The organism is Pseudomonas sp. SF2, assembly GCF_036858055.1.
In the GTDB taxonomy this organism is placed as follows: Bacteria; Pseudomonadota; Gammaproteobacteria; order Pseudomonadales; family Pseudomonadaceae; genus Aquipseudomonas.
On sequence record NZ_JAMBDI010000007.1, the window covers coordinates 66562 to 86473 of the forward strand.

A 19912-nucleotide genomic window follows, 5' to 3' on the forward strand; every position below is an offset into this window, starting at 1 on the left:
ACCCGCGAACCGGGGGCCAGGCCCCCGGCCATGCAGCATCAGCCGATCAGTCGAACACGATACCCTGCGCCAGCGGCAGCTCGCGCGAGTAGTTCACGGTGTTGGTCTGGCGACGCATGTAGCCTTTCCAGGCATCCGAACCGGACTCACGGCCACCGCCAGTCTCCTTCTCGCCACCGAACGCACCGCCGATCTCGGCGCCGCTGGTACCGATGTTGACGTTGGCGATGCCGCAGTCGCTGCCCGAGGCGCTCTGGAAGCGTTCGGCTTCACGGATGTCGGTGGTGAAGATGCACGACGACAGGCCTTGTGGCACTTCGTTGTTCAGGCGCAGGGCCTCTTCGAAGTCGTCGTAGGCCAGCACGTACAGGATCGGGGCGAAGGTTTCGTGGCGCACCACGTCGCTCTGCGCCGGCATTTCGGCAATGGCAGGCGACACGTAGTAGGCGTTCGGGTACTGGTCGGCCAGCTGACGCTCGCCACCAAACACCTGGCCACCTTCGTCGCGGGCCTTGGCCAGCGCGCCCTGCATGGCGTCGAACGACTGCTTGTCGATCAGTGGGCCCACCAGGTTGTCCTTGCGTGGGTCGCCGATGCGCACCTTGCCGTAGGCGGCTTTGACGCGGGCAACCACTTCGTCCTTGATCGAGCGGTGCACGATCAGGCGGCGCAGGGTGGTGCAACGCTGGCCGGCGGTGCCGACTGCAGAGAACAGGATGCCGCGCACGGCCAGGTCGAGGTCGGCGCTCGGGGCCAGGATCATGGCGTTGTTGCCGCCCAGCTCGAGGATGCTGCGACCGAAGCGGGCAGCCACACGTGGGCCGACTTCGCGCCCCATGCGGGTGCTACCGGTGGCGCTGACCAGTGGCACGCGCGGGTCGTCGACCATCGCTTCGCCAGCTTCACGGCCGCCGATCACCAGTTGTGCCAGGCCAGCCGGGGCATCGCCGAAGGCTTTCAGGGCTTTTTCGAACAGCGCCTGGCAGGCCAGGGCGGTCAGCGGGGTCTTCTCGGACGGCTTCCACACCACGGAGTTACCGGCGACCAGGGCCAGGGCGGTGTTCCAGGCCCAGACGGCGACCGGGAAGTTGAAGGCGCTGATCACGCCGACCACGCCCAGCGGGTGCCAGGTTTCACGCATGTGGTGGCCAGGGCGCTCGGAAGCGATGGTCAGGCCGTACAGCTGGCGCGACAGGCCAACGGCGAAGTCGCAGATGTCGATCATTTCCTGCACTTCGCCCAGGCCTTCCTGGGTGATCTTGCCGGCTTCGATCGATACCAGCTCGCCGAGGTCGGCCTTGTGCTCACGCAGCACTTCGCCGAACAGGCGCACCAGCTCGCCACGGCGCGGGGCCGGCACGCTGCGCCAGGCTTCGAAGGCGCTCTGGGCCTGATCGATGCGGGCGATGGTCTCGGCCTTGCCGAGCAGTTTCACCGAGGCGATCTGGCTGCCGTCGATCGGCGTGTGAACAGGGTAGTCGCCCTGGGTGTAAGCCTCGGCGGCAACGCCAAGGCGCTCGAGCAATCCAGCAACCATTTGTGCTTCTCCTACATCGGGTGATGGGGTGGAAAAATGATGTGGATCAGTATTAATCCGATCACATAGGTACAACAAACGACCTTTATTCCGCATATCATTCCGTCAGGTAATGATTTGAGCCGCAGAGACCGCTATGTCCAAACGCCTGGTGCCCTCCATGACCGCCCTGCAGTGCTTTGAAGCTGCAGCCCGCCATTTGAGCTTTACCCGAGCCGCCGAAGAGCTGCACCTGACCCAGAGTGCGGTCAGCAAGCAGGTGGCGCAGCTTGAAGACATGTTGCGCCACCACCTGTTCCTGCGTATCCGCCGCCGCCTGCAGCTGACGCCGGCGGGCAGCCTGTACCTGGCCGAGGTCAACAAGATCCTCACCCAGGTCGACATGTCCAGCCGCTACGTGCTCACCTACGGCGAGCAGACCGAGATACTGAAGGTAGCCACTCAACCGAGTTTTGGCGTGCGCTGGTTGATCCCGCACCTCAAGGGCTTTGGCAAGCGCCACGGCAACATCCACCTGGACATCCGCAACGAGATGGAGCCGTTCGCCCTGCTGCAGGGCTCGGCGGACGTGGTGTTCTTCTATGGCCAGGGCACCTGGCCGGGGGCCACCTGCGTGGAACTGTTCCGTGAAGAGGTGGTGCCGGTATGTGCACCGGAGCTGCTGGCCGGGCGTGAACTGAACGATGCCGGGGAGCTGGCCGAACTGGTGCTGCTACAGAGCACCTCGCGGCCCGAGGCCTGGCACGAGTGGTTCCTGGAATTGGGCTTGCAGAGCGTCAGCGCCTACCACGGGCCGCGCTTCGATACGTTCTATATGGCCTTGAGCGCGGCGCAGACCGGGTGCGGGGTGGCGTTGGTGCCGCGCTACCTGGCGGCGAAGGAGTTGGCCGAGGGGAGTTTGGTGGTACCTTGGAACCATGCGATGCGCAGTGCCGGGGCGCATTACCTGGCGTATGCCGAGCATGCGGCGGAGGTGCCCAAGGTAAGGGCATTGGTGGAGTGGATTCGCGAGCAGCTTCAGGCTTGATGGCCTCTTCGCGGGTGAACCCGCTCCCACAGGTATCGCGCAAGGCCTGAGCCCTGTGAGGTACCCGCGAAAGGGCCCTTGAGGTCGATCAAAAAAGGAATGACACACTCACTTTTTTTCGCTTGTGAGCCAAGTGCATTCCCAGCTTTCATGTAAGCGTCCGAACCCAACCAGGAAGCTAGCGATGCCCGCCAACGATTTCGTCAGCCCCGACAGCATCCGCGCGCAGTTCTCTGCCGCCATGTCGCTCATGTACAAACAGGAAGTGCCCCTGTACGGCACGCTGCTGGAGCTGGTGAGCGAAATCAACCAGCAAGTCATGGCCCAGCAACCCGAGGTTGCCGAGGCCCTGCGCTGGACCGGCGAAATCGAGCGGCTGGACCAGGAGCGCCATGGTGCCATCCGCGTCGGCACCGCCGCAGAGCTGGCCACCATCGCCCGGCTGTTCGCGGTCATGGGCATGCAGCCGGTCGGCTACTACGACCTCAGCTCCGCCGGCGTGCCGGTGCATTCCACCGCCTTCCGCGCGGTGCACGAGCAGTCGCTGCACGTCAGCCCGTTCCGCGTATTCACCTCGCTGCTGCGCCTGGAGCTGATCGACAACCCGCAGCTGCGCCAGCTGGCCGAAAGCATCCTGGCCAAGCGCCAGATCTTCACCGCCCGCGCCCTCGAACTGATCGCCCAGTGCGAGCGCGATGGCGGCCTGAACGCCGTCGATGCCGAGGCGTTCGTGCAGGAAGCGCTGCACACCTTCCGCTGGCACCATGACGCCACCGTCACTGCCGAGCAGTACCAGCAGTTGCACGACCAGCACCGCCTGATCGCCGATGTGGTGGCCTTCAAGGGCCCGCACATCAACCACCTGACCCCGCGCACCCTGGACATCGATGCAATCCAGCTCGGCATGCCGGCCAAAGGCATCCCGCCGAAGGCCGTGGTCGAAGGTCCGCCCACCCGCCGTCACCCGATCCTGCTGCGCCAGACCAGCTTCAAGGCCCTGCAGGAAAAGGTTGCGTTCAGCGACCAGCAGGGCAGCGAAGGCAGCCATACCGCGCGCTTCGGCGAAATCGAGCAACGCGGCGCGGCACTGACGCCGAAAGGTCGCCAGCTGTACGACAAGCTGCTCGACGCCACCCGCGCCGCCCTGGGTGGCGCCCCGGCCGAGGCCAATGCCGAACGCTACATGGCGTTGTTGAAGGACACCTTTGCCGAATTCCCGGATGACCTGGCGCAGATGCGTGAACAGGGCCTGGCCTACTTCCGCTACTTCGCCACCGAAAAAGGCCTGGCCGCGCGCGACCAGGATGACCGCCCGACCACACTGGAGGGGCTGATCGAGGCTGGCCATGTGCACTTCGAGGCGCTGGTGTACGAGGACTTCCTGCCGGTGAGCGCGGCGGGGATCTTCCAGTCCAACCTGGGTGACGATGCGCAGGCCGAGTACGGCAGCAACGCCAACCGCGACGCGTTCGAAGAGGCGCTGGGGCTGCAGGTACAGGATGAACTGGCGTTGTATGCACAGAGTGAGCGCCGGTCGCTGCAGGCGTGTGCACAGGCTCTGAATCTGGGCTCGATGTAAGGCATTGCGGCCTCTTCGCGGGTAAACCCGCTCCCTCAGGCCTACGCTTGACCTGTGGGAGCGGGTTTACCCGCGAAGAGGCCGGTACAAGCGATCAGAGGGGCGGCAGAATCTGCACATCCGGCAAATCCATCGCCGCCACCTCCTCTTCCAGAAACGCGCTCAAACGCCGCAACCGCTCGCCCCCTGGCCGAGTGCGCGGCCACACCAGGTAATAATCCATCCCGCTGGGCACCGCCGTCGGCCACGGCAGGCTCAAGCGCCCCTGTGCCACATCCTCGGCCACCATCAGCAAATCGCCCATGGAAATGCCATAGCCACGCGCCGCGGCAATCATGCCCAGCTCCAGGGTGTCGAACACCTGCCCGCCCTTGAGCGAAACCTTGTCACTCAGCCCCATGCGCTCCAGCCACTCCCGCCAGTCGCGCTTGTCCACCGTGGGGTGCAGCAACTCGATGCAGGCCAGCCGGCGCTCGTCCCAGGGTTCCTCGTCGAGCAGGTCTGGCGCACCCACGGGGATCAGCAACTCCGGGAACAACTTGCGCACTTCCCAGTCCGGCGGGAACACGCCGTCGCTGAGCAACACCGCGCAATCGAACGGTTCCTGGTTGAAGTCCACATGGTCGACATCCATCCACGCGCTGGTCAGCTGCACTTCATTGCCAGGCTGCAAATGGCGAAAGCGGCTCAGACGCGCCAGCAACCAGCGCATGGTCAGGGTCGAGGGGGCCTTCATGCGCAGGATGTCATCTTCACCGCGCAAGGTATCGCAAGCCCGCTCCAGCGCGGCAAAGCCTTCGCGCACACCGGGCAGCAGCACCCGCGCCGCTTCGGTCAGTTGCAGGCTGCGGCCGCTGCGCACGAACAGGCGGCAGGCAAAGTGCTCCTCCAGCGTGCGGATATGCCGGCTGACCGCGCTCTGGGTGATCGACAGCTCTTCGCCGGCACGGGTGAAGGAGCTTAGCCGCGCGGCGGCTTCGAATGCGCGCAGGGCATACAGCGGGGGGAGCTGACGGGACATGAGGTACCTGCCATAAGGGGCTGTGGAGCGAATCACCGGAAAGCATATATGCATGAGTCAGACTCATGCCAATGATCGCTTTTATCCTTTTGTGCAAAGTTGACCAAAGCCTCAGAATCGCCCTTCGTTGATCACCCCAGGAAAAGGACTGCCCCCATGCATGTCGCGCCCACCACAGAACTCAAGGCTTTGCTGCGCCTGGCCGGGCCGCTGATCGCCTCGCAGTTGGCGCACATGCTGATGGTGCTGACCGATACCTTGATGATGGCCCGCATCAGCCCGCAAGCCCTGGCTGGCGGCGGCCTGGGCGCGGCGAGCTACTCGTTCGTGTCGATCTTCTGCCTGGGCGTGATCGCGGCGGTCGGCACCCTGGTGGCGATTCGCAAGGGCGCCAACGACATCGACGGTGCCACCCGCCTGGCACAGGGCGGCCTGTGGCTGGCCTGGGGCCTGGCGCTGTTCGCTGCGCTGGTGCTGTGGAACCTGGAGCCGGTACTGCTGCTGTTCGGGCAAAAGCCCGAGAACGTTGCTTCGGCCGCCGAATTCCTCACCCTGCTGCCACTGGCCCTGCCCGGCTACCTGACCTTCATGGCCTTGCGCGGTTTCACCAGCGCGCTGGGCCGCTCGACCCCGGTGATGGTCATCAGCCTGGTCGGCACGGTGCTTAACTACCTGTTCAACGTAGCGTTGATCGAAGGCATGTTCGGCCTGCCCAAGCTGGGCCTGATGGGCATCGGCCTGGTCACCGCGGTGGTGTCGATGGGCATGGCCATTGCCCTGGCGCTGTATATCCGCTGGCACCCGGCCTATGCCGCCTACCCGCTGCGCAAGGGCCTGTCGCGCCCGTCGTTGCCGGCCCTGCGCGAGCTGTGGCGGCTGGGCCTGCCGATTGGCGGCACCTACATGGTGGAAGTCGGCCTGTTCGCCTTCGCTGCGCTGTGCATGGGCGTGCTGGGCAGTACCGAGCTGGCGGCGCACCAGATCGCCCTGCAGATCGTCTCCACGGCGTTCATGGTGCCGACCGGGTTGTCGTATGCGGTGACCATGCGCGTGGGGCTGTACTACGGCGCCGGCAACCTGCTGGCAGCGCGCAGCGCCGGGCGGGTGGGCATCGGCTTCGGGGCGATGATCATGTTTGCCTTCGCCGCGCTGTTCTGGCTGCTGCCCGATACGCTGGTGGGGCTGTTCATCGACCGTGACGACCCGGCATTTGCGGCGATCTTCCAGCTGGCGGTGCAGTTGCTGATGGTGGCGGCGTGGTTCGAGCTGTTCGATGGCATGCAGACGATTGCGATGGGCTCGATCCGTGGGCTGAAGGATGCCAAGACCACCTTCCTGATCGGGCTGGTGTGCTACTGGCTGGTGGGGGCGCCGAGTGCCTGGCTGTTCACCTTCAACCTGGGCGGTGGTGCGGTCGGAGTGTGGTGGGGGCTGGCGTTGGGGTTGGCGTGTGCGGCGGTGGCACTGACCTTTGGCTTTGAGTGGCGCATGAAGCGGCTTTTGGGTAAGGCCGGGATGGGTGGCGCGGCTACGGCTTCGGCCTGACTTGCGGGCCTCTTCGCGGGTAAACCCGCTCCCACAGGGACTGCGCAGGGTCTGAATCCTGTGCAAAGCCTGTGGGAGCGGGTTCACCCGCGAAAGGGCCCTAAAGGGCTGCGCCCAACTGGCAGCCGGTCGCCTGCAGCAAGAACTCCATCAACTCCCCCACCGGCAGCGGCTTGCTGACCAGGAAGCCTTGAACCTGGTCACAGCCAAACCCGCGCAACAACGCCATTTGCTCTTCACTCTCCACCCCTTCGGCCACCACTTCGAGGTTGAGGTTGTGCGCCAGGTTGATCATGGCGTGTACCAGCTTGCGGTTCTCCTCGCGCATTTCCATTTCCGCGACAAAGCTGCGGTCCACCTTGAGCAAGGTGATCGGCAGGCTGTTCAGGTGCACGAACGAAGAGAACCCGGTACCGAAATCATCGAGCGAGAAGCGCACGCCCAGGCGCCCCAGGGCGTCCATGGTCTGGCGCACCAGCTCGTTGCGGCGCATCACCGCCGTTTCGGTCAGTTCGAACTCCAGCCAGCGGGCATCCACGCCATGCTCGAGAATCAGGCGGCTCAAGGTCGCCAGCAGCTGGCTGTCCTGGAACTGGCGGAAGCTCAGGTTGACCGCCATGTGCAGCGGCTCCAGGCCGCGCTCGCACAGCGCCTGCATGTCATGCAGGGCGCGGGAAATCACCCAGTAGCCCAGCGGCACGATCAGGCCGCTCTGCTCGGCCAGCGGCACGAACTCGCTGGGCGGCAACAGGCCGCGCTCGGCATGCCGCCAGCGCACCAGCGCCTCGAGGCCGACGATACGCCCGTCGGCCAGGTTCAACCGCGGCTGGTAATGCAGCTCCAGCTCGTCACGGCGCAGGGCGCGGCGCAGTTCGCTTTCCAGGTCGGCCAGGCTACGGGCATTGCGGTTGATGCGTTCGTTGAACACATGGAAGGTGCAACCCTGGCTGCCCTTGGCCTGGCGCATGGCGATGTGCGCGTGCCACATCAGCGGGTCGGCGCCACCCTGGGCGCGGGCATGGGCCAGGCCCAGGCTGCAGCCCAGCAGCAGGCTTTCACCGTCGATCCAGTAGGGCTCGGCCAACGCCTCGACAATCCGCTCGGCAATCCATTCGGCACGGTTGGGGTCGCGCCGGGTGTCGATCAGCAGGGCAAACTCGTCGCTGCCCAGCCGCGCCAGCTGGTCGCCCGCCTCCAGTTGCTGCTTCAGGCGTGCCACCACCTGCAGGATCAGGCGGTCGCCGCTCTGGTGGCCGAGGGCATCGTTGACATGGCGGAAGTTGTCCAGGTCCAGATGGCCGAGGGCAAGGCCGCGGCCGTCGTTCTCGGCCAGGCGCGCGGTCAGCAAGGCCTGGAAACCCTGGCGGTTGGCGATACCGGTCAGCGGGTCCTGCTCGGCCAGACGCTGCAAGGTGGCCACCAGCACACCGCGCTCGCGCACATGGCGCAGCGAGCGGCGCAAGGTGTCGGCATTGAGCTGGTCATGCACCAGCCAGTCACTGACGGCGCTGGGCGCTACCTGGGGCTCATGGTCGAGCAGCAGGATGGTCGGCAACTCGCAGCGCCCGGGCGCCGGTTGCAGGGCCGGGGTTGCCAGCACGACAGCCTGGCGGTCCTGGTTGAACAGGCTGTCGACCGCCTCCCAGTTTGGCGCCGTCAGCAGCACGGCGCTGCCACCCAGGGCAGGCATGCACGCGCGTAGCAGCGCGGCCCATTCCGGCTCATCGGCCAACAGCAGCAAACGCAATGGTTCGACAGGCGTGGACAAGCGGGCTCCTTAGGGCTTCACGGTGCAACGGAAACTGCCAGGTATGCTACTGCATTAATGGAAATGATTTTCACTTTAATACATGTTTTTACGGGCGTAGCATCCCGACGTATTTTGTCGTGCATCCTGCGCGAAACTGCGCCAGCCGGCAAATCCCGTTTACATATTTGACTCAGACGTCAGACGGTCGCGCCACAACCGCCCCATGCCTGTTAGAATGCGCGGCTATTTTCTGGCGACCCCCGGTTTCTAGCATGTCCCGACTCAATCCCCGGCAGCAAGAAGCCCGTGACTATGTCGGCGGCCCTCTTTTGGTGCTCGCCGGTGCAGGCTCGGGCAAGACCAGCGTGATCACGCGCAAGATTGCCCACCTCATCCAGAACTGCGGCATCCGTGCCCAGTACATCGTGGCGATGACCTTTACCAACAAGGCCGCACGCGAGATGAAGGAACGGGTCGGCACCCTGCTGCGTCCGGGGGAAGGCCGTGGCCTGACGGTGTGCACCTTCCACAACCTGGGCCTGAACATCATCCGCAGGGAGCACGAGCGCCTGGGCTACAAGCCGGGCTTCTCGATCTTCGACGAGTCCGACATCAAGGCGTTGCTGTCGGACATCATGCAGAAGGAATACTCCGGCGACGACGGCATCGACGAGATCAAGAACATGATCGGTGCCTGGAAGAACGACCTGATCCTGCCCGCAGAGGCCCTGGAGAAGGCGCGCAACCCGCGCGAGCAGACCGCCGCCATCGTCTACACCCACTACCAGCGCACGCTCAAGGCGTTCAACGCGGTGGATTTCGACGACCTGATCCTGCTGCCGGTCAAGCTGTTCCAGGAGCACCCCGATGTGCTGGAACGCTGGCAGAACCGCGTGCGCTACCTGCTGGTGGACGAATACCAGGACACCAACGCCAGCCAGTACCTGCTGGTGAAGATGCTGATCGGCATGCGCAACCAGTTCACCGTGGTGGGTGACGACGACCAGTCGATCTACGCCTGGCGTGGCGCCCGGCCGGAAAACCTGATGCTGCTCAAGGAGGACTACCCCTCCCTGAAAGTGGTGATGCTGGAGCAGAACTACCGCTCCACCAGCCGCATCCTGCGCTGCGCCAACGTGCTGATCGCCAACAACCCGCACGCGTTCGAGAAGCAGCTGTGGAGCGAGATGGGCGTGGGCGACGAGATCCGCGTCATCCGCTGCAAGAACGAGGAAGCCGAGGCCGAACGCGTGGCCATGGAAATCCTCACCCTGCACCTGCGCACCAACCGCCCGTACAGCGACTTTGCCATCCTCTACCGCGGCAACTACCAGGCCAAGCTGATCGAACTGAAGCTGCAGCACCACCAGGTGCCGTATCGCCTGTCGGGCGGCAACAGCTTCTTCGGCCGCCAGGAGGTCAAGGACCTGATGGCCTACCTGCGCCTGCTGGTAAACCCGGACGATGACAACGCCTACCTGCGGGTTATCAACGTGCCACGTCGGGAAATCGGCTCCACCACCCTGGAAAAGCTCGGCAACTACGCCACCGAGCGCAAGATTTCGATGTACGCCGCCAGCGAGGAACTGGGCCTCGGTGAGCACCTGGACGCCCGCTACACCGAGCGTTTGCAGCGCTTCAAGCACTGGCTGGACGGGGTGCGCCACAAGGTCGCCCTGGAAGACCCGATTGCCGCGCTGCACGAGATGATCCGCGATATCGACTACGAGAACTGGATCCGCCAGCAGACCGCCAGCGACAAGGCTGCGGAGTTTCGCATCAGCAACGTCTGGTTCCTGGTCGAAGCGCTGAAGAACACCCTCGAAAAGGACGAAGAGGGTGACATGACCATCGAGGACGCCATCGGCAAGCTGGTGCTGCGCGACATGCTCGAGCGCCAGCAGGAAGAGGAAGAGAACGCCGAAGGTGTGCAGATGATGACCCTGCATGCCTCCAAGGGCCTGGAGTTCCCCTACGTGTTCATCATGGGCATGGAAGAGGAAATTCTCCCGCACCGCTCCAGCATCGAGGCCGACACCATCGAAGAGGAACGCCGCCTGGCCTACGTGGGCATCACCCGCGCGCGCCAGACCCTGGCCTTCACCTTCGCCGCCAAGCGCAAGCAGTACGGAGAAATCATCGACTGCACGCCCAGCCGGTTCCTCGATGAACTGCCACCGGAAGACCTGGCCTGGGAAGGCCTGGACGATGCGCCGGTCGAGGTAAAGGCCGCACGGGGCAACAACGCCCTGGCCGATATCCGGGCAATGCTCAAACGCTGATCAACCATTACTCTTTAATTTTGCCGCCATTTGCGGCCACCTTTGTTACATCGAGGAATACCACAGTGGAAGCACTGCATCAGAAGATTCGCGAAGAAGGCATCGTGCTTTCCGATCAGGTTCTCAAAGTCGACGCGTTTCTCAATCACCAGATCGACCCTGCGCTGATGCAGCTGATCGGTGACGAGTTCGCCCGCCTGTTCGCGGACGCGGGCGTGACCAAGATCGTCACCATCGAAGCCTCGGGCATTGCCCCGGCGGTGATGACTGGCCTGAAGCTGGGCGTGCCGGTGATCTTCGCCCGCAAGCACCAGTCGCTGACCCTGACCGAGAACCTGCTGACCGCCTCGGTATACTCCTTCACCAAGCAGACCGAGAACACCGTGGCCATCTCGCCACGTCACCTCAACAGCAGCGACCGCGTACTGGTGATCGACGACTTCCTGGCCAACGGCAAGGCGTCGCAGGCGCTGATCTCGATCATCAAGCAAGCCGGCGCTACCGTGGCCGGCCTGGGTATCGTGATCGAGAAGTCGTTCCAGGGCGGCCGTGCCGAGCTGGACAGCCAGGGCTACCGCGTTGAATCGCTGGCCCGGGTGAAGTCGCTGGAAGGTGGTGTGGTGTCCTTCATCGAATAAGGCCGCTACGCGATCTCTGTGGGAGCGGGTTTACCCGCGAAGGCGATTTGGGATGCGCCATCGCATTCGCGGGTAAACCCGCTCCCACAGGGGACAGTATGTCCGAGCGCTTATTTTGCAGCCTGTAAGCCCGCCAGCAGCAACCGCTGGTAAAGCTCTTCCTTCAGCCCCTGCGGCTGGTCCAGCTGCATCCGCGCAAGGTGCCTCGCATAGCCCTCCGGCCCCGGCGCATCCAGCGCTGCCTTGCCCAGCTCCAGCACCTCGCTCAGCTTGAACTTGCTCTTCAGCCAGTTCAGCGCCCGCAGCAAATCCCGTTCTTCAGCCGTAAAGTCCGTGCCCAGCGGATACTCCGGGAACAACCGCAAGTGCCGCGCCCTGATCGCCTCCAGCCGCTGCGGCGTGTTGTCGGTAAAGCGCGCCTCCAGTTGAAAATCCCTGGCCAGCTTGCCGGCGTCCTTGGCCTGCTCGATCAGCCCCTGCTGGAACCGCGAATCGCATACCGCCAGCAACCGCGCAATCACCTCACTGTCGGTCTGCCCACGCAGGTCGGCGATGCCGTACTCGGTCACCACGATATCGCGCAGGTGCCGGGGGATGGTGCAATGGCCATAGTTCCAGAACAGGTTCGAAGTTACCTCCCCGCCCGCCTCACGCCAGCTGCGCAGCAGCAGGATCGAACGCCCGCCCTCCAGCGCATGGCCCTGGGCGACGAAATTGTATTGCCCGCCCACGCCACTGAGTACCCGGCCATCCTCCAGCTGGTCGGCCACCCCGGCGCCAAGCAGGGTCATGCCGAACACGGTGTTGATGAAGCGCGCATCGCGGCGTTGGCGACGCTTGAGTTCCTCCTGCCCGTACAGCTCGTTGATGAAGCTGATACGCGTCATGGCAAACCGTGCGCGCTGTTCCAGCGGCATGTCGCGCAAGCGCTGGTAGAACGCCTGGGGGCCGAGGAAGAAGCCGCCATGCAGCACTGCTGCCCCCTGCTCATCCGCCGGGCGCCGCAACAGGCCGGCATCGGCCAACGCCAGCAGGCCGTTGACGAACATTTCGCTGCAGCCGTACAGGCCCTGGGCGAAGGTATCCAGGCCCCCTTCCCGTTCGATCAGCGCTTGCCACGGGCCGATATCCAGCGCGTCGAGCACGGCACGATAGCCGGCGTTGTCGCCCTGGCGCGCCAGCAGTGCAGCAGTTAGCGCGTCACCCATGGCGCCAATGCCTATCTGCAGGGTGCCGCCATCGTGTACCAGGCTGCTGGCGTGCAGGCCGATGCAATGGTCCTGGGTGTTGACCGGCATGTTCGGCGTGGAGAACAGGCGGCGTTGCTCGGCTGTATCGATCAGCAGGTCGAACGCATCGATGGGTAGCTCGGCGTCACCCGGCATGTAAGGCAGTTCGGCATGCACCTGACCGAGCATGAGGATGGTTTCGCCGGCGGCGCGACGCTTGGCGATCATCGGCAGCAGGTCGAGGGTGATGTCAGGGTTGCAGGCCAGGCTCAGGTGCACGGGCCTCTCGGGGGTGGCGGCCACCAGCTGCGCGATCAGGTTCAGGCCCTTGGCGTTGATGTCGCGCGCGGCGTGGCTGTAGTTGCTGCTGATGTAGCCCTGCTGGGCCGACACGCTGTGCAGCAGGCTGCCGGGCTGCATGAAGAACTGTTCCACGCGGATGTTCGGCGGCAGGCTGTCGTTGCGCAGGTCGGCGAGGTAGGTGAGCTCTTCGTAATCGGCGAAAACGCGCTCGACGAAGGGCTCCAGAAAGCGCCGCTGCAGGCCATCGCCCAGTGATGGGCGGCCGAGGGACAGGGCGGTGTAGATGGTCAGTTGCCGCTCGGGAAGCTCGCGTACGCGGGCATAGAGGGCGTTGACGAAGGCATTGGGCTTGCCCAGGCCCAGCGGCAGGCCCATGTGGATGTGGGCTGGCAGGCGCGACAGGACTTGCTCGACGGCCTGGTCGATGGAGCAGAGGTGCATCGGGGCCTCCTGAGACATCCATGGGTTCAGGGGTTGGACATGGGCTTTGGTGGGTTGGTTGCCTGTGCGAGTCTTGTGCTGTACCTGTGGGAGCGGCTTTAGCCGCGAAAGGGCCGGCACAGGCACCACAAAAAACAAAGCCCGCCATCAATGGCGGGCCTCATGCAATTCAGCTGTCTCTCACAGCCCGGACATCTTCTTGATCGCCCCTTTCAGGTCGTCATCCGAGCAATCCGCGCAGGTGCCTTTCGGCGGCATGGCGTTGATGCCGGTAATGGCCTTGGCCAGGATGCCATCCAGGCCGCCCTGGTGGTCGGCGCGTTCCTTCCACGCTGCGGTATCGCCAATCTTCGGCGCGCCGAGCAGGCCGGAGCCATGGCAGGCATTGCAGTGCTTGGCGATGATCTCGTCCGGCGTCTTGGCACCACCGCCACCTGCGGCAGCGGCCACTTCCATGCCCTTGCACTCCTGGCCCTGGACGCACACCTGGCCAACCGGCTCCAGGCGCTTGGCGATGTCATCATTGGTCGCAGCGGTTGCGCTCATTGCCCAGAGGGCGAATACGGCTGCTGGTACGGCCAGCATCTTCTTGATTTGGTTCACGCGAACACCCTCATGGTGGCTAATCACGCTCGCGGCCACGGATCGGCGAGCGTTGAAAAGTATAGCGGGAACCCAGAGGCCGTGAAACGACCCTACACGGGAAAGGGGTATTGCCGAATCAATGCACTGCGCTGGATCAAAAGTTTGAAGGCGTCGCCGCACTGATCAACCGCGCCGGCCGGTCGAACGGGTTGCGAAAGCGGTGCGGGCGGGTGCTTTCGAAGTAGTAGCTGTCGCCCTCTTCAAGGATGAAGATCTCGTTGCCGACCACCAGCTCCAGGCGGCCTTCAAGCAGGATGCCGGTTTCTTCGCCGTCGTGGGTCAGCATTTCGGCCCCCGTGTCGGCACCCGGTGGATACACCTCGGTGAGAAAGGCGATGGCACGATTGGGGTGCGACTTGCCGACCAGCTTCATGGTCACCGCACCGTCGGAGATGTCGATCAGCTCATGGGCTTTGTAGACGATCTGCGTGGGGCTTTCAGGTTCCAGCTCGACCGAGAAGAACTCGACCATGGACATGGGAATGCCGCTCAGCACCTTGCGCAGCGAGCTGATCGACGGGCTCACGCTGTTCTTCTCGATCATCGAGATGGTGCTGTTGGTCACGCCGGCACGCTTGGCGAGTTCACGCTGGGACAGGCCCTTGAGCTTGCGGATGGCTTGCAGTCGTTCGCCGACGTCCAAAGCTGGAGCCTCCTGAAACGGTGGAAAAGGGGGTGGATGTGAACGATATCATGGCAATGCCGTTCAGTATTTACAACACACCGCCCTTCAACCTGTCCGCTTCAGCGTGTCATTCGCCGATGTAGTCCCGCGGTACCCGCTTGAGGTTGCAGAAAATCTGGTAGGGAATGGTACCCGCGTGCGCGGCCACTTCGCTGGCCAGCACATGCTTGCCCCACAGTTCGACCGGGCTGCCGACGGTGGCTTCCGGCACATCGGTCAGGTCGATGCTGAGCATGTCCATCGACACCCGGCCGATCAGTTGGGTGCGCTTGCCGGCGACCAGCACCGGAGTACCGTTGGGCGCCTGCCGCGGGTAGCCATCGGCATAGCCCATGGCGACCACGCCAACGCGAGTTGGCCGTGGGCTGACGAACTTGGCGCCATAGCCCACCGGTTCGCCGGCGGGCAGTTCGCGCACGCTGATCACCCGCGATTGCAGGGTCATCACCGGCTGCAGGCGTTCGGCCTCGGCCTGGGCCACTTCGAACGGTGTGGCACCGTACAGCATCAGGCCCGGGCGCACCCAGTCGCTGGGGGCCTGCGGCCAGCCCAGCACGCCTGGCGAGTTGCGCAGGCTGCACTCGGCGGCCAGGCCTTGGCGGGCGGCTTCGAACACGGCGATCTGCTGGGCGGTGGCGTCGGCATCCAGCTCGTCGGCGCGGGCGAAGTGGCTCATCAGCACGATGCGCACGACCTTGCCGCTGGCCAGCAGGCGCTGGTAGGCCTCGTGGTAGTCCTTGGGGTGCAGGCCGACACGGTGCATGCCGCTGTCGAGCTTGAGCCAGACGGTGAGCGGCTTGTGCACCTGGGTCTTTTCGATTGCTTCCAGCTGCCACAGCGAGTGCACCACGCACCACAGGTCGTGCTCGGCAATCAGGGCCAGTTCGCTGGCTTCGAAGAAACCTTCGAGTAGCAGTACCGGGGCCTTGATACCGGCGGCACGCAGCTCCAGCGCTTCTTCGATGCAGGCCACGGCAAAGCCGTCGGCTTCGGCCTCCAGGGCCAGGGCACAGCGCACGGCACCGTGGCCGTAGGCGTCAGCCTTGATCACGGCGAGGGCTTTGGCACCGGTCAGTTCACGGGCCAGACGGTAGTTGTGGCGCAGGGCCTGGAGGTCGATCAGGGCGCGGGCGGGACGCATGGCGGCATGCCTTATGGTGGTTCGGGTTGAAATCGGTTTTGGGTCTTTCGCGGCTGAAGCCGCTCCCACAGGGGACCACACAATGTCCGGGAACATACGATCCCTGTGGGAGCGGCTTTAGCCGCGAAGAGGCCGGTACAGGCAGACTTACTGCTGGTGAGCCGGCGCAGTCTGCCCGTGCTTGGCCACTTCCGGGCTGTTGCCATAACGGGAAATGTCCAGGCCTTCGGCACTGATCTGCGGCTTCTTGCGCGCAATCAGGTCGGCCAGCAGGCGACCGGAGCCACACGCCATGGTCCAGCCCAAAGTGCCGTGACCGGTGTTCAGGAACAGGTTGCGGAACGCCGTGGCACCGACGATCGGGGTACCGTCCGGGGTCGCCGGGCGCAGGCCGGTCCAGAAGCTTGCTTGGCTCAGGTCACCGCCGCGAGGATAAAGGTCGTTGACGATCATCTCCAGCGTTTCGCGCCGACGCGGGTTCAGCGACAGGTCAAAACCGGCGATTTCAGCCATGCCGCCGACGCGGATGCGGTTGTCGAAACGGGTGATCGCTACCTTGTAGGTCTCGTCGAGAATGGTCGAGGTCGGGGCCATGTCGCCGTTGGTGATCGGCACGGTCAGCGAGTACCCCTTCAGCGGGTACACCGGGGCCTTGATGCCCAGCGGCTTGAGCATCTGCGGCGAGTAGCTGCCCAGTGCCAGCACGTAACGGTCGGCGGTTTCCAGCTTGCCGTCGATCCACACACCATTGATGCGGTCACCCGCGAAGTCCAGGCGCTGGATGTCCTGGCCGAAGCGGAACTCCACGCCCAGCTTCACGGCCATTTCGGCCAGCTTGGTGGTGAACAGCTGGCAGTCGCCAGTCTGGTCGTTGGGCAGGCGCAGGGCGCCGGCCAGGATGTCCTTGACGCCAGCCAGGGCCGGTTCGACGCGGGCAATGCCGTCGCGGTCGAGCAGCTCGTAAGGCACGCCGGACTGTTCCAGCACGGCAATGTCCTTGGCCGCGGCATCTACCTGGGCTTGGGTACGGAACAGCTGGGTAGTTCCCAGGCTGCGGTTTTCGTAGGCAATACCGGTTTCGGCGCGCAGCTCGTCGAGGCAGTCACGGCTGTACTCGGACAGGCGCACCATGCGCTCCTTGTTCACCGCGTAACGGCTGGCGGTGCAGTTGCGCAGCATCTGTGCCATCCACAGGTACTGGTCAACGTCGCCGGTGAGCTTGATGGCCAGGGGCGCGTGGCGCTCCAGCAGCCACTTGATGGCCTTCAGCGGCACGCCAGGGGCGGCCCAGGGCGAGGCATAGCCGGGCGAGATCTGGCCGGCGTTGGCAAAGCTGGTTTCCATGGCCACCGCCGGCTGGCGATCGACCACCGTTACTTCGAAACCTTGCCGGGCCAGATAGTAGGCACTGGCGGTTCCGATCACACCGCTACCAAGTACCAGAACTCGCATCGTTTTATCCCTCGCACGCGGCGCGCCGCAGACTTTTATTGAAATGGCATGAATGCGCGCAGTATAGGAATTTGAGGGCAGTGCAATTCACTATATAAAAGCCTATTATTGGCGAGAATTCTCGGCAAAATCGCCTTTCACGGAGGGGCATCCCCTATGAGAACCCAGCACCAGAGCAAGCGTGAACTGGACAAGATCGACCGTAACATCCTGCGTATCCTGCAGAACGACGGGCGTATTTCCTTCACCGAACTGGGCGAGAAAGTCGGGCTTTCCACTACCCCTTGCACCGAGCGCGTCCGCCGCCTGGAGCGCGAGGGCATCATCATGGGCTACAACGCCCGCCTGAACCCGCAGCACCTCAAGGGCAGCCTGCTGGTGTTCGTGGAAATCAGCCTGGACTACAAGTCCGGCGACACCTTCGAAGAGTTCCGCCGTGCGGTGCTGAAGCTGCCCCACGTACTGGAATGCCACCTGGTTTCAGGTGACTTCGACTACCTGGTGAAAGCGCGTATTTCCGAGATGGCCTCGTATCGCAAGCTGCTCGGCGACATCCTGCTGAAGCTGCCGCATGTGCGCGAATCGAAGAGCTACATCGTGATGGAAGAGGTGAAGGAGAGCCTTTGCCTGCCGATCCCGGACTGATGCTAGACCAGCACCTGGCGGGTGGTGGCAATGAACTGGTGGACCAACTGCTCGGCGGCGGGGTCGATCATCTGTTCAGGGCCACGACCGCGCGGGCACGCCAGCCGCGGCGTGGTGCCGAACAGGCGGCAGATCATTGGCCGCTCCTCGTACACGGTGCAGCCGTTGGGGCCTAGGTGCACACAGTCCAGGCGCTCCAGGGCGGCATCCTGCTCGGCCTGGGACTTGCGCGGCAGGCGGGCCATTTCTTCCGCCGACGTGGTGACCGGGCCGCAGCAATCGTGGCAGCCGGGTTCGCACTCGAATGAAGGGATGAGTTCGCGCAGGAAGTGGATCTTGTGGCTGTTGCAGGACATGGCTGGGTACAAAGCTAAATAGATAAGTTCGATTATAGGCCCATTCGCGGGTAAACCCGCTCCCACAGGATTGTGGATGCACCAGGCATTGCGCTGTCCCTGTGGGAGCGGGTTTACCCGAGAACGAGTGCGCAGCCCTCGTCTTGTTGCCCACCACCCTACCCCGGCTTATCCTCCTCCCCTCAGCCCACCAGCCTCAGGACCTGCCCAATGATCCACAGCGCGCAGCACGCTGCCTCCTATTACGCCGCCAGCAGCGCGCCACACCCTGACCATTCCTTCCTGCAAGGCGAGCACTGCGCCGACGTGTGTATCGTCGGCGGCGGCTACTCGGGCCTGAACACGGCCATCGAACTGGCCGAACGCGGCTTCTCGGTCATCCTGCTGGAAGCCCGCAAGCTCGGTTGGGGCGCCAGCGGGCGCAATGGTGGGCAGCTGATCCGTGGCGTCGGCCACGGTCTGGAACAATTCCTCCCGGTGATCGGCGAGGAAGGCGTGCGCAGCATGAAGCTGATGGGCCTGGAAGCCGTGCAGATCGTCCGCGAGCGGGTCGAAAAGCATGCCATTGCCTGTGACCTGACCTGGGGTTACTGCGACCTGGCCAACAAGCCCGCCGAGCTGCTGGGCTTTGCCGAAGATGCCGAAGAACTGCGCAGCCTGGGCTACGCCCATGAATTGCGCCTGGTGGGCAAGGACGATATCCACAGCGTGGTCGGCGCTGACTGCTACGTGGGCGGGCTGGTCGACATGGGCTCCGGCCACCTGCACCCGCTCAACCTGGCCCTGGGCGAAGCGGCCGTGGCCAGCCGCCTGGGCGTGAAGCTGTTCGAGCAGTCCGAGGTCACCCGCATCGACTACGGCCCGCAGGTGCAGGTGCACACCGCCCAGGGCCGGGTGCGCGCCAAGACCCTGGTGCTGTGCTGCAACGCCTACCACAACAACCTGAACCGCGAGCTGGGCGGCAAGGTATTGCCGGCGGGCAGCTACATCATCGCCACCGAGCCGCTGGGCGAAGAGCGCGCTCGCTCGCTGCTACCGCAGAACATGGCAGTGTGTGACCAGCGGGTGGCACTGGACTATTACCGGCTATCCGCCGACAACCGCTTGCTGTTCGGTGGTGCCTGCCACTATTCAGGCCGCGATCCGAAGGACATCGCCGCCTACATGCGGCCGAAAATGCTCAAGGTGTTCCCGCAACTGGCCGATGTGCGCATCGACTACCAGTGGGGCGGCATGATCGGCATCGGCGCCAACCGCCTGCCGCAGGTTGGCCGCCTGGCCAGCCAGCCGAACGTGTATTACGCCCAGGCCTACTCCGGCCATGGGCTCAACGCCACCCACCTGGCCGCACGCCTGCTGGGCGAGGCCATCAGCGGCCAGGAAAGCGGGCGGTTCGACCTGTTTGCCAAGGTGCCGCACATCACCTTCCCCGGCGGCAAGCACCTGCGCTCACCGCTGCTGGCGTTGGGGATGCTGTGGCATCGCCTGAAAGAGCTGGTCTGAAAGCTGCACACTGCCCCTTGTGGGAGCGGCCTTGTGTCGCGAAAGGGCTGCGAAGCAGCCCCGGCAATTCATGCAGTGATGCAAATATCCTGGGGCCGCTGTGCGGCCCTTTCGCGACACAAGGCCGCTCCCA

At 64.3% G+C, this 19912-nt stretch carries 16 protein-coding genes; 7 read left to right on the forward strand and 9 right to left on the reverse strand.

Going from position 1 to position 19912, the window contains the following annotated elements; genetic code table 11:
* Window positions 1-46: 46 nt before the first annotated feature.
* Window positions 47-1537: an L-piperidine-6-carboxylate dehydrogenase gene (gene amaB, locus M2S36_RS04120; protein ID WP_003253547.1), complete on the reverse strand. Its 1491-nt coding sequence runs from the start codon at window positions 1535-1537 to the stop codon at window positions 47-49.
* Between the two features lie 136 nt (window positions 1538-1673).
* Between amaB and M2S36_RS04125 the strand changes: the two genes are divergently transcribed.
* Complete coding sequence (locus tag M2S36_RS04125; protein WP_333956760.1) at window positions 1674-2564, forward strand: LysR family transcriptional regulator; 891 nt, start codon at window positions 1674-1676, stop codon at window positions 2562-2564.
* A 184-nt stretch (window positions 2565-2748) separates the two neighbouring features.
* The gene (hglS, locus tag M2S36_RS04130; protein WP_207837552.1) at window positions 2749-4143 is read left to right on the forward strand and encodes a 2-oxoadipate dioxygenase/decarboxylase HglS; all 1395 of its coding nucleotides are present in this window, start codon (window positions 2749-2751) and stop codon (window positions 4141-4143) included.
* Window positions 4144-4237: 94 nt separating this feature from the next.
* On the opposite strand, the gene M2S36_RS04135 is transcribed toward hglS, so the two are convergent.
* Window positions 4238-5164: a LysR substrate-binding domain-containing protein gene (locus M2S36_RS04135; RefSeq protein ID WP_063912213.1), complete on the reverse strand. Its 927-nt coding sequence runs from the start codon at window positions 5162-5164 to the stop codon at window positions 4238-4240.
* Between the two features lie 156 nt (window positions 5165-5320).
* On the opposite strand from M2S36_RS04135, the gene M2S36_RS04140 reads away from it, so the two are divergent.
* Window positions 5321-6709 carry a NorM family multidrug efflux MATE transporter gene (locus M2S36_RS04140; protein WP_063912214.1) on the forward strand — a complete coding sequence of 463 codons (1389 nt, stop codon included), beginning with the start codon at window positions 5321-5323 and terminating at the stop codon, window positions 6707-6709.
* Between the two features lie 100 nt (window positions 6710-6809).
* Here M2S36_RS04140 and M2S36_RS04145 read toward each other — a convergent pair whose 3' ends face one another.
* Window positions 6810-8477: a putative bifunctional diguanylate cyclase/phosphodiesterase gene (locus M2S36_RS04145; protein WP_063912215.1), complete on the reverse strand. Its 1668-nt coding sequence runs from the start codon at window positions 8475-8477 to the stop codon at window positions 6810-6812.
* 254 nt (window positions 8478-8731) lie between these two features.
* Between M2S36_RS04145 and rep the strand changes: the two genes are divergently transcribed.
* Window positions 8732-10741: a DNA helicase Rep gene (gene rep, locus M2S36_RS04150; RefSeq protein WP_063912216.1), complete on the forward strand. Its 2010-nt coding sequence runs from the start codon at window positions 8732-8734 to the stop codon at window positions 10739-10741.
* 65 nt (window positions 10742-10806) lie between these two features.
* Window positions 10807-11379 (forward strand): xanthine phosphoribosyltransferase, encoded by a 573-nt coding sequence (locus M2S36_RS04155; protein WP_003253535.1) that lies wholly within the window; start codon window positions 10807-10809, stop codon window positions 11377-11379.
* 110 nt (window positions 11380-11489) lie between these two features.
* Here the strand turns inward: M2S36_RS04155 and M2S36_RS04160 are convergent, their stop codons facing one another.
* The 5 genes from M2S36_RS04160 to dadA form a co-directional block, all read right to left on the reverse strand.
* The gene (locus M2S36_RS04160) at window positions 11490-13352 is read right to left on the reverse strand and encodes an acetyl-CoA hydrolase/transferase C-terminal domain-containing protein (RefSeq protein ID WP_241106094.1); all 1863 of its coding nucleotides are present in this window, start codon (window positions 13350-13352) and stop codon (window positions 11490-11492) included.
* Window positions 13353-13532: 180 nt separating this feature from the next.
* Window positions 13533-13937: a c-type cytochrome gene (locus M2S36_RS04165; protein ID WP_038408395.1), complete on the reverse strand. Its 405-nt coding sequence runs from the start codon at window positions 13935-13937 to the stop codon at window positions 13533-13535.
* A 154-nt stretch (window positions 13938-14091) separates the two neighbouring features.
* The gene (locus M2S36_RS04170) at window positions 14092-14640 is read right to left on the reverse strand and encodes a cupin domain-containing protein (protein ID WP_013974777.1); all 549 of its coding nucleotides are present in this window, start codon (window positions 14638-14640) and stop codon (window positions 14092-14094) included.
* Window positions 14641-14749: 109 nt separating this feature from the next.
* Complete coding sequence (gene alr, locus M2S36_RS04175) at window positions 14750-15823, reverse strand: alanine racemase (protein WP_063912218.1); 1074 nt, start codon at window positions 15821-15823, stop codon at window positions 14750-14752.
* Window positions 15824-15970: 147 nt separating this feature from the next.
* Entirely contained in the window at window positions 15971-17275 is a 1305-nt protein-coding gene (dadA, locus tag M2S36_RS04180; protein ID WP_063912219.1) for a D-amino acid dehydrogenase, read from the reverse strand.
* Window positions 17276-17431: 156 nt separating this feature from the next.
* Between dadA and dadR the strand changes: the two genes are divergently transcribed.
* On the forward strand, window positions 17432-17920 hold the full coding sequence (gene dadR / locus M2S36_RS04185; RefSeq protein WP_003258963.1) for a transcriptional regulator DadR: 489 nt from the start codon (window positions 17432-17434) through the stop codon (window positions 17918-17920).
* A gap of 2 nt (window positions 17921-17922) precedes the next feature.
* Here dadR and M2S36_RS04190 read toward each other — a convergent pair whose 3' ends face one another.
* A complete protein-coding gene (locus tag M2S36_RS04190; protein ID WP_241106095.1) occupies window positions 17923-18276 on the reverse strand; it encodes a YkgJ family cysteine cluster protein in 354 nt (117 codons plus the stop codon).
* Window positions 18277-18486: 210 nt separating this feature from the next.
* Between M2S36_RS04190 and M2S36_RS04195 the strand changes: the two genes are divergently transcribed.
* Window positions 18487-19779, forward strand: coding sequence for an NAD(P)/FAD-dependent oxidoreductase (locus tag M2S36_RS04195; RefSeq protein ID WP_241106096.1), 1293 nt, complete (start codon window positions 18487-18489; stop codon window positions 19777-19779).
* Window positions 19780-19912 lie beyond the last annotated feature (133 nt).

Bases quoted from the DNA above. Each gene is read 5' to 3' on its own strand.
- amaB (WP_003253547.1), bottom strand. From the start codon at position 1,537: ATGGTTGCTGGATTGCTCGAGCGCCTTGGCGTTGCCGCCGAGGCTTAC.
- M2S36_RS04125 (WP_333956760.1), top strand. From the start codon at position 1,674: ATGTCCAAACGCCTGGTGCCCTCCATGACCGCCCTGCAGTGCTTTGAA.
- hglS (WP_207837552.1), top strand. From the start codon at position 2,749: ATGCCCGCCAACGATTTCGTCAGCCCCGACAGCATCCGCGCGCAGTTC.
- M2S36_RS04135 (WP_063912213.1), bottom strand. From the start codon at position 5,164: ATGTCCCGTCAGCTCCCCCCGCTGTATGCCCTGCGCGCATTCGAAGCC.
- M2S36_RS04140 (WP_063912214.1), top strand. From the start codon at position 5,321: ATGCATGTCGCGCCCACCACAGAACTCAAGGCTTTGCTGCGCCTGGCC.
- rep (WP_063912216.1), top strand. From the start codon at position 8,732: ATGTCCCGACTCAATCCCCGGCAGCAAGAAGCCCGTGACTATGTCGGC.
- M2S36_RS04160 (WP_241106094.1), bottom strand. From the start codon at position 13,352: ATGCACCTCTGCTCCATCGACCAGGCCGTCGAGCAAGTCCTGTCGCGC.
- M2S36_RS04165 (WP_038408395.1), bottom strand. From the start codon at position 13,937: ATGCTGGCCGTACCAGCAGCCGTATTCGCCCTCTGGGCAATGAGCGCA.
- alr (WP_063912218.1), bottom strand. From the start codon at position 15,823: ATGCGTCCCGCCCGCGCCCTGATCGACCTCCAGGCCCTGCGCCACAAC.
- dadA (WP_063912219.1), bottom strand. From the start codon at position 17,275: ATGCGAGTTCTGGTACTTGGTAGCGGTGTGATCGGAACCGCCAGTGCC.
- dadR (WP_003258963.1), top strand. From the start codon at position 17,432: ATGAGAACCCAGCACCAGAGCAAGCGTGAACTGGACAAGATCGACCGT.
- M2S36_RS04190 (WP_241106095.1), bottom strand. From the start codon at position 18,276: ATGTCCTGCAACAGCCACAAGATCCACTTCCTGCGCGAACTCATCCCT.
- M2S36_RS04195 (WP_241106096.1), top strand. From the start codon at position 18,487: ATGATCCACAGCGCGCAGCACGCTGCCTCCTATTACGCCGCCAGCAGC.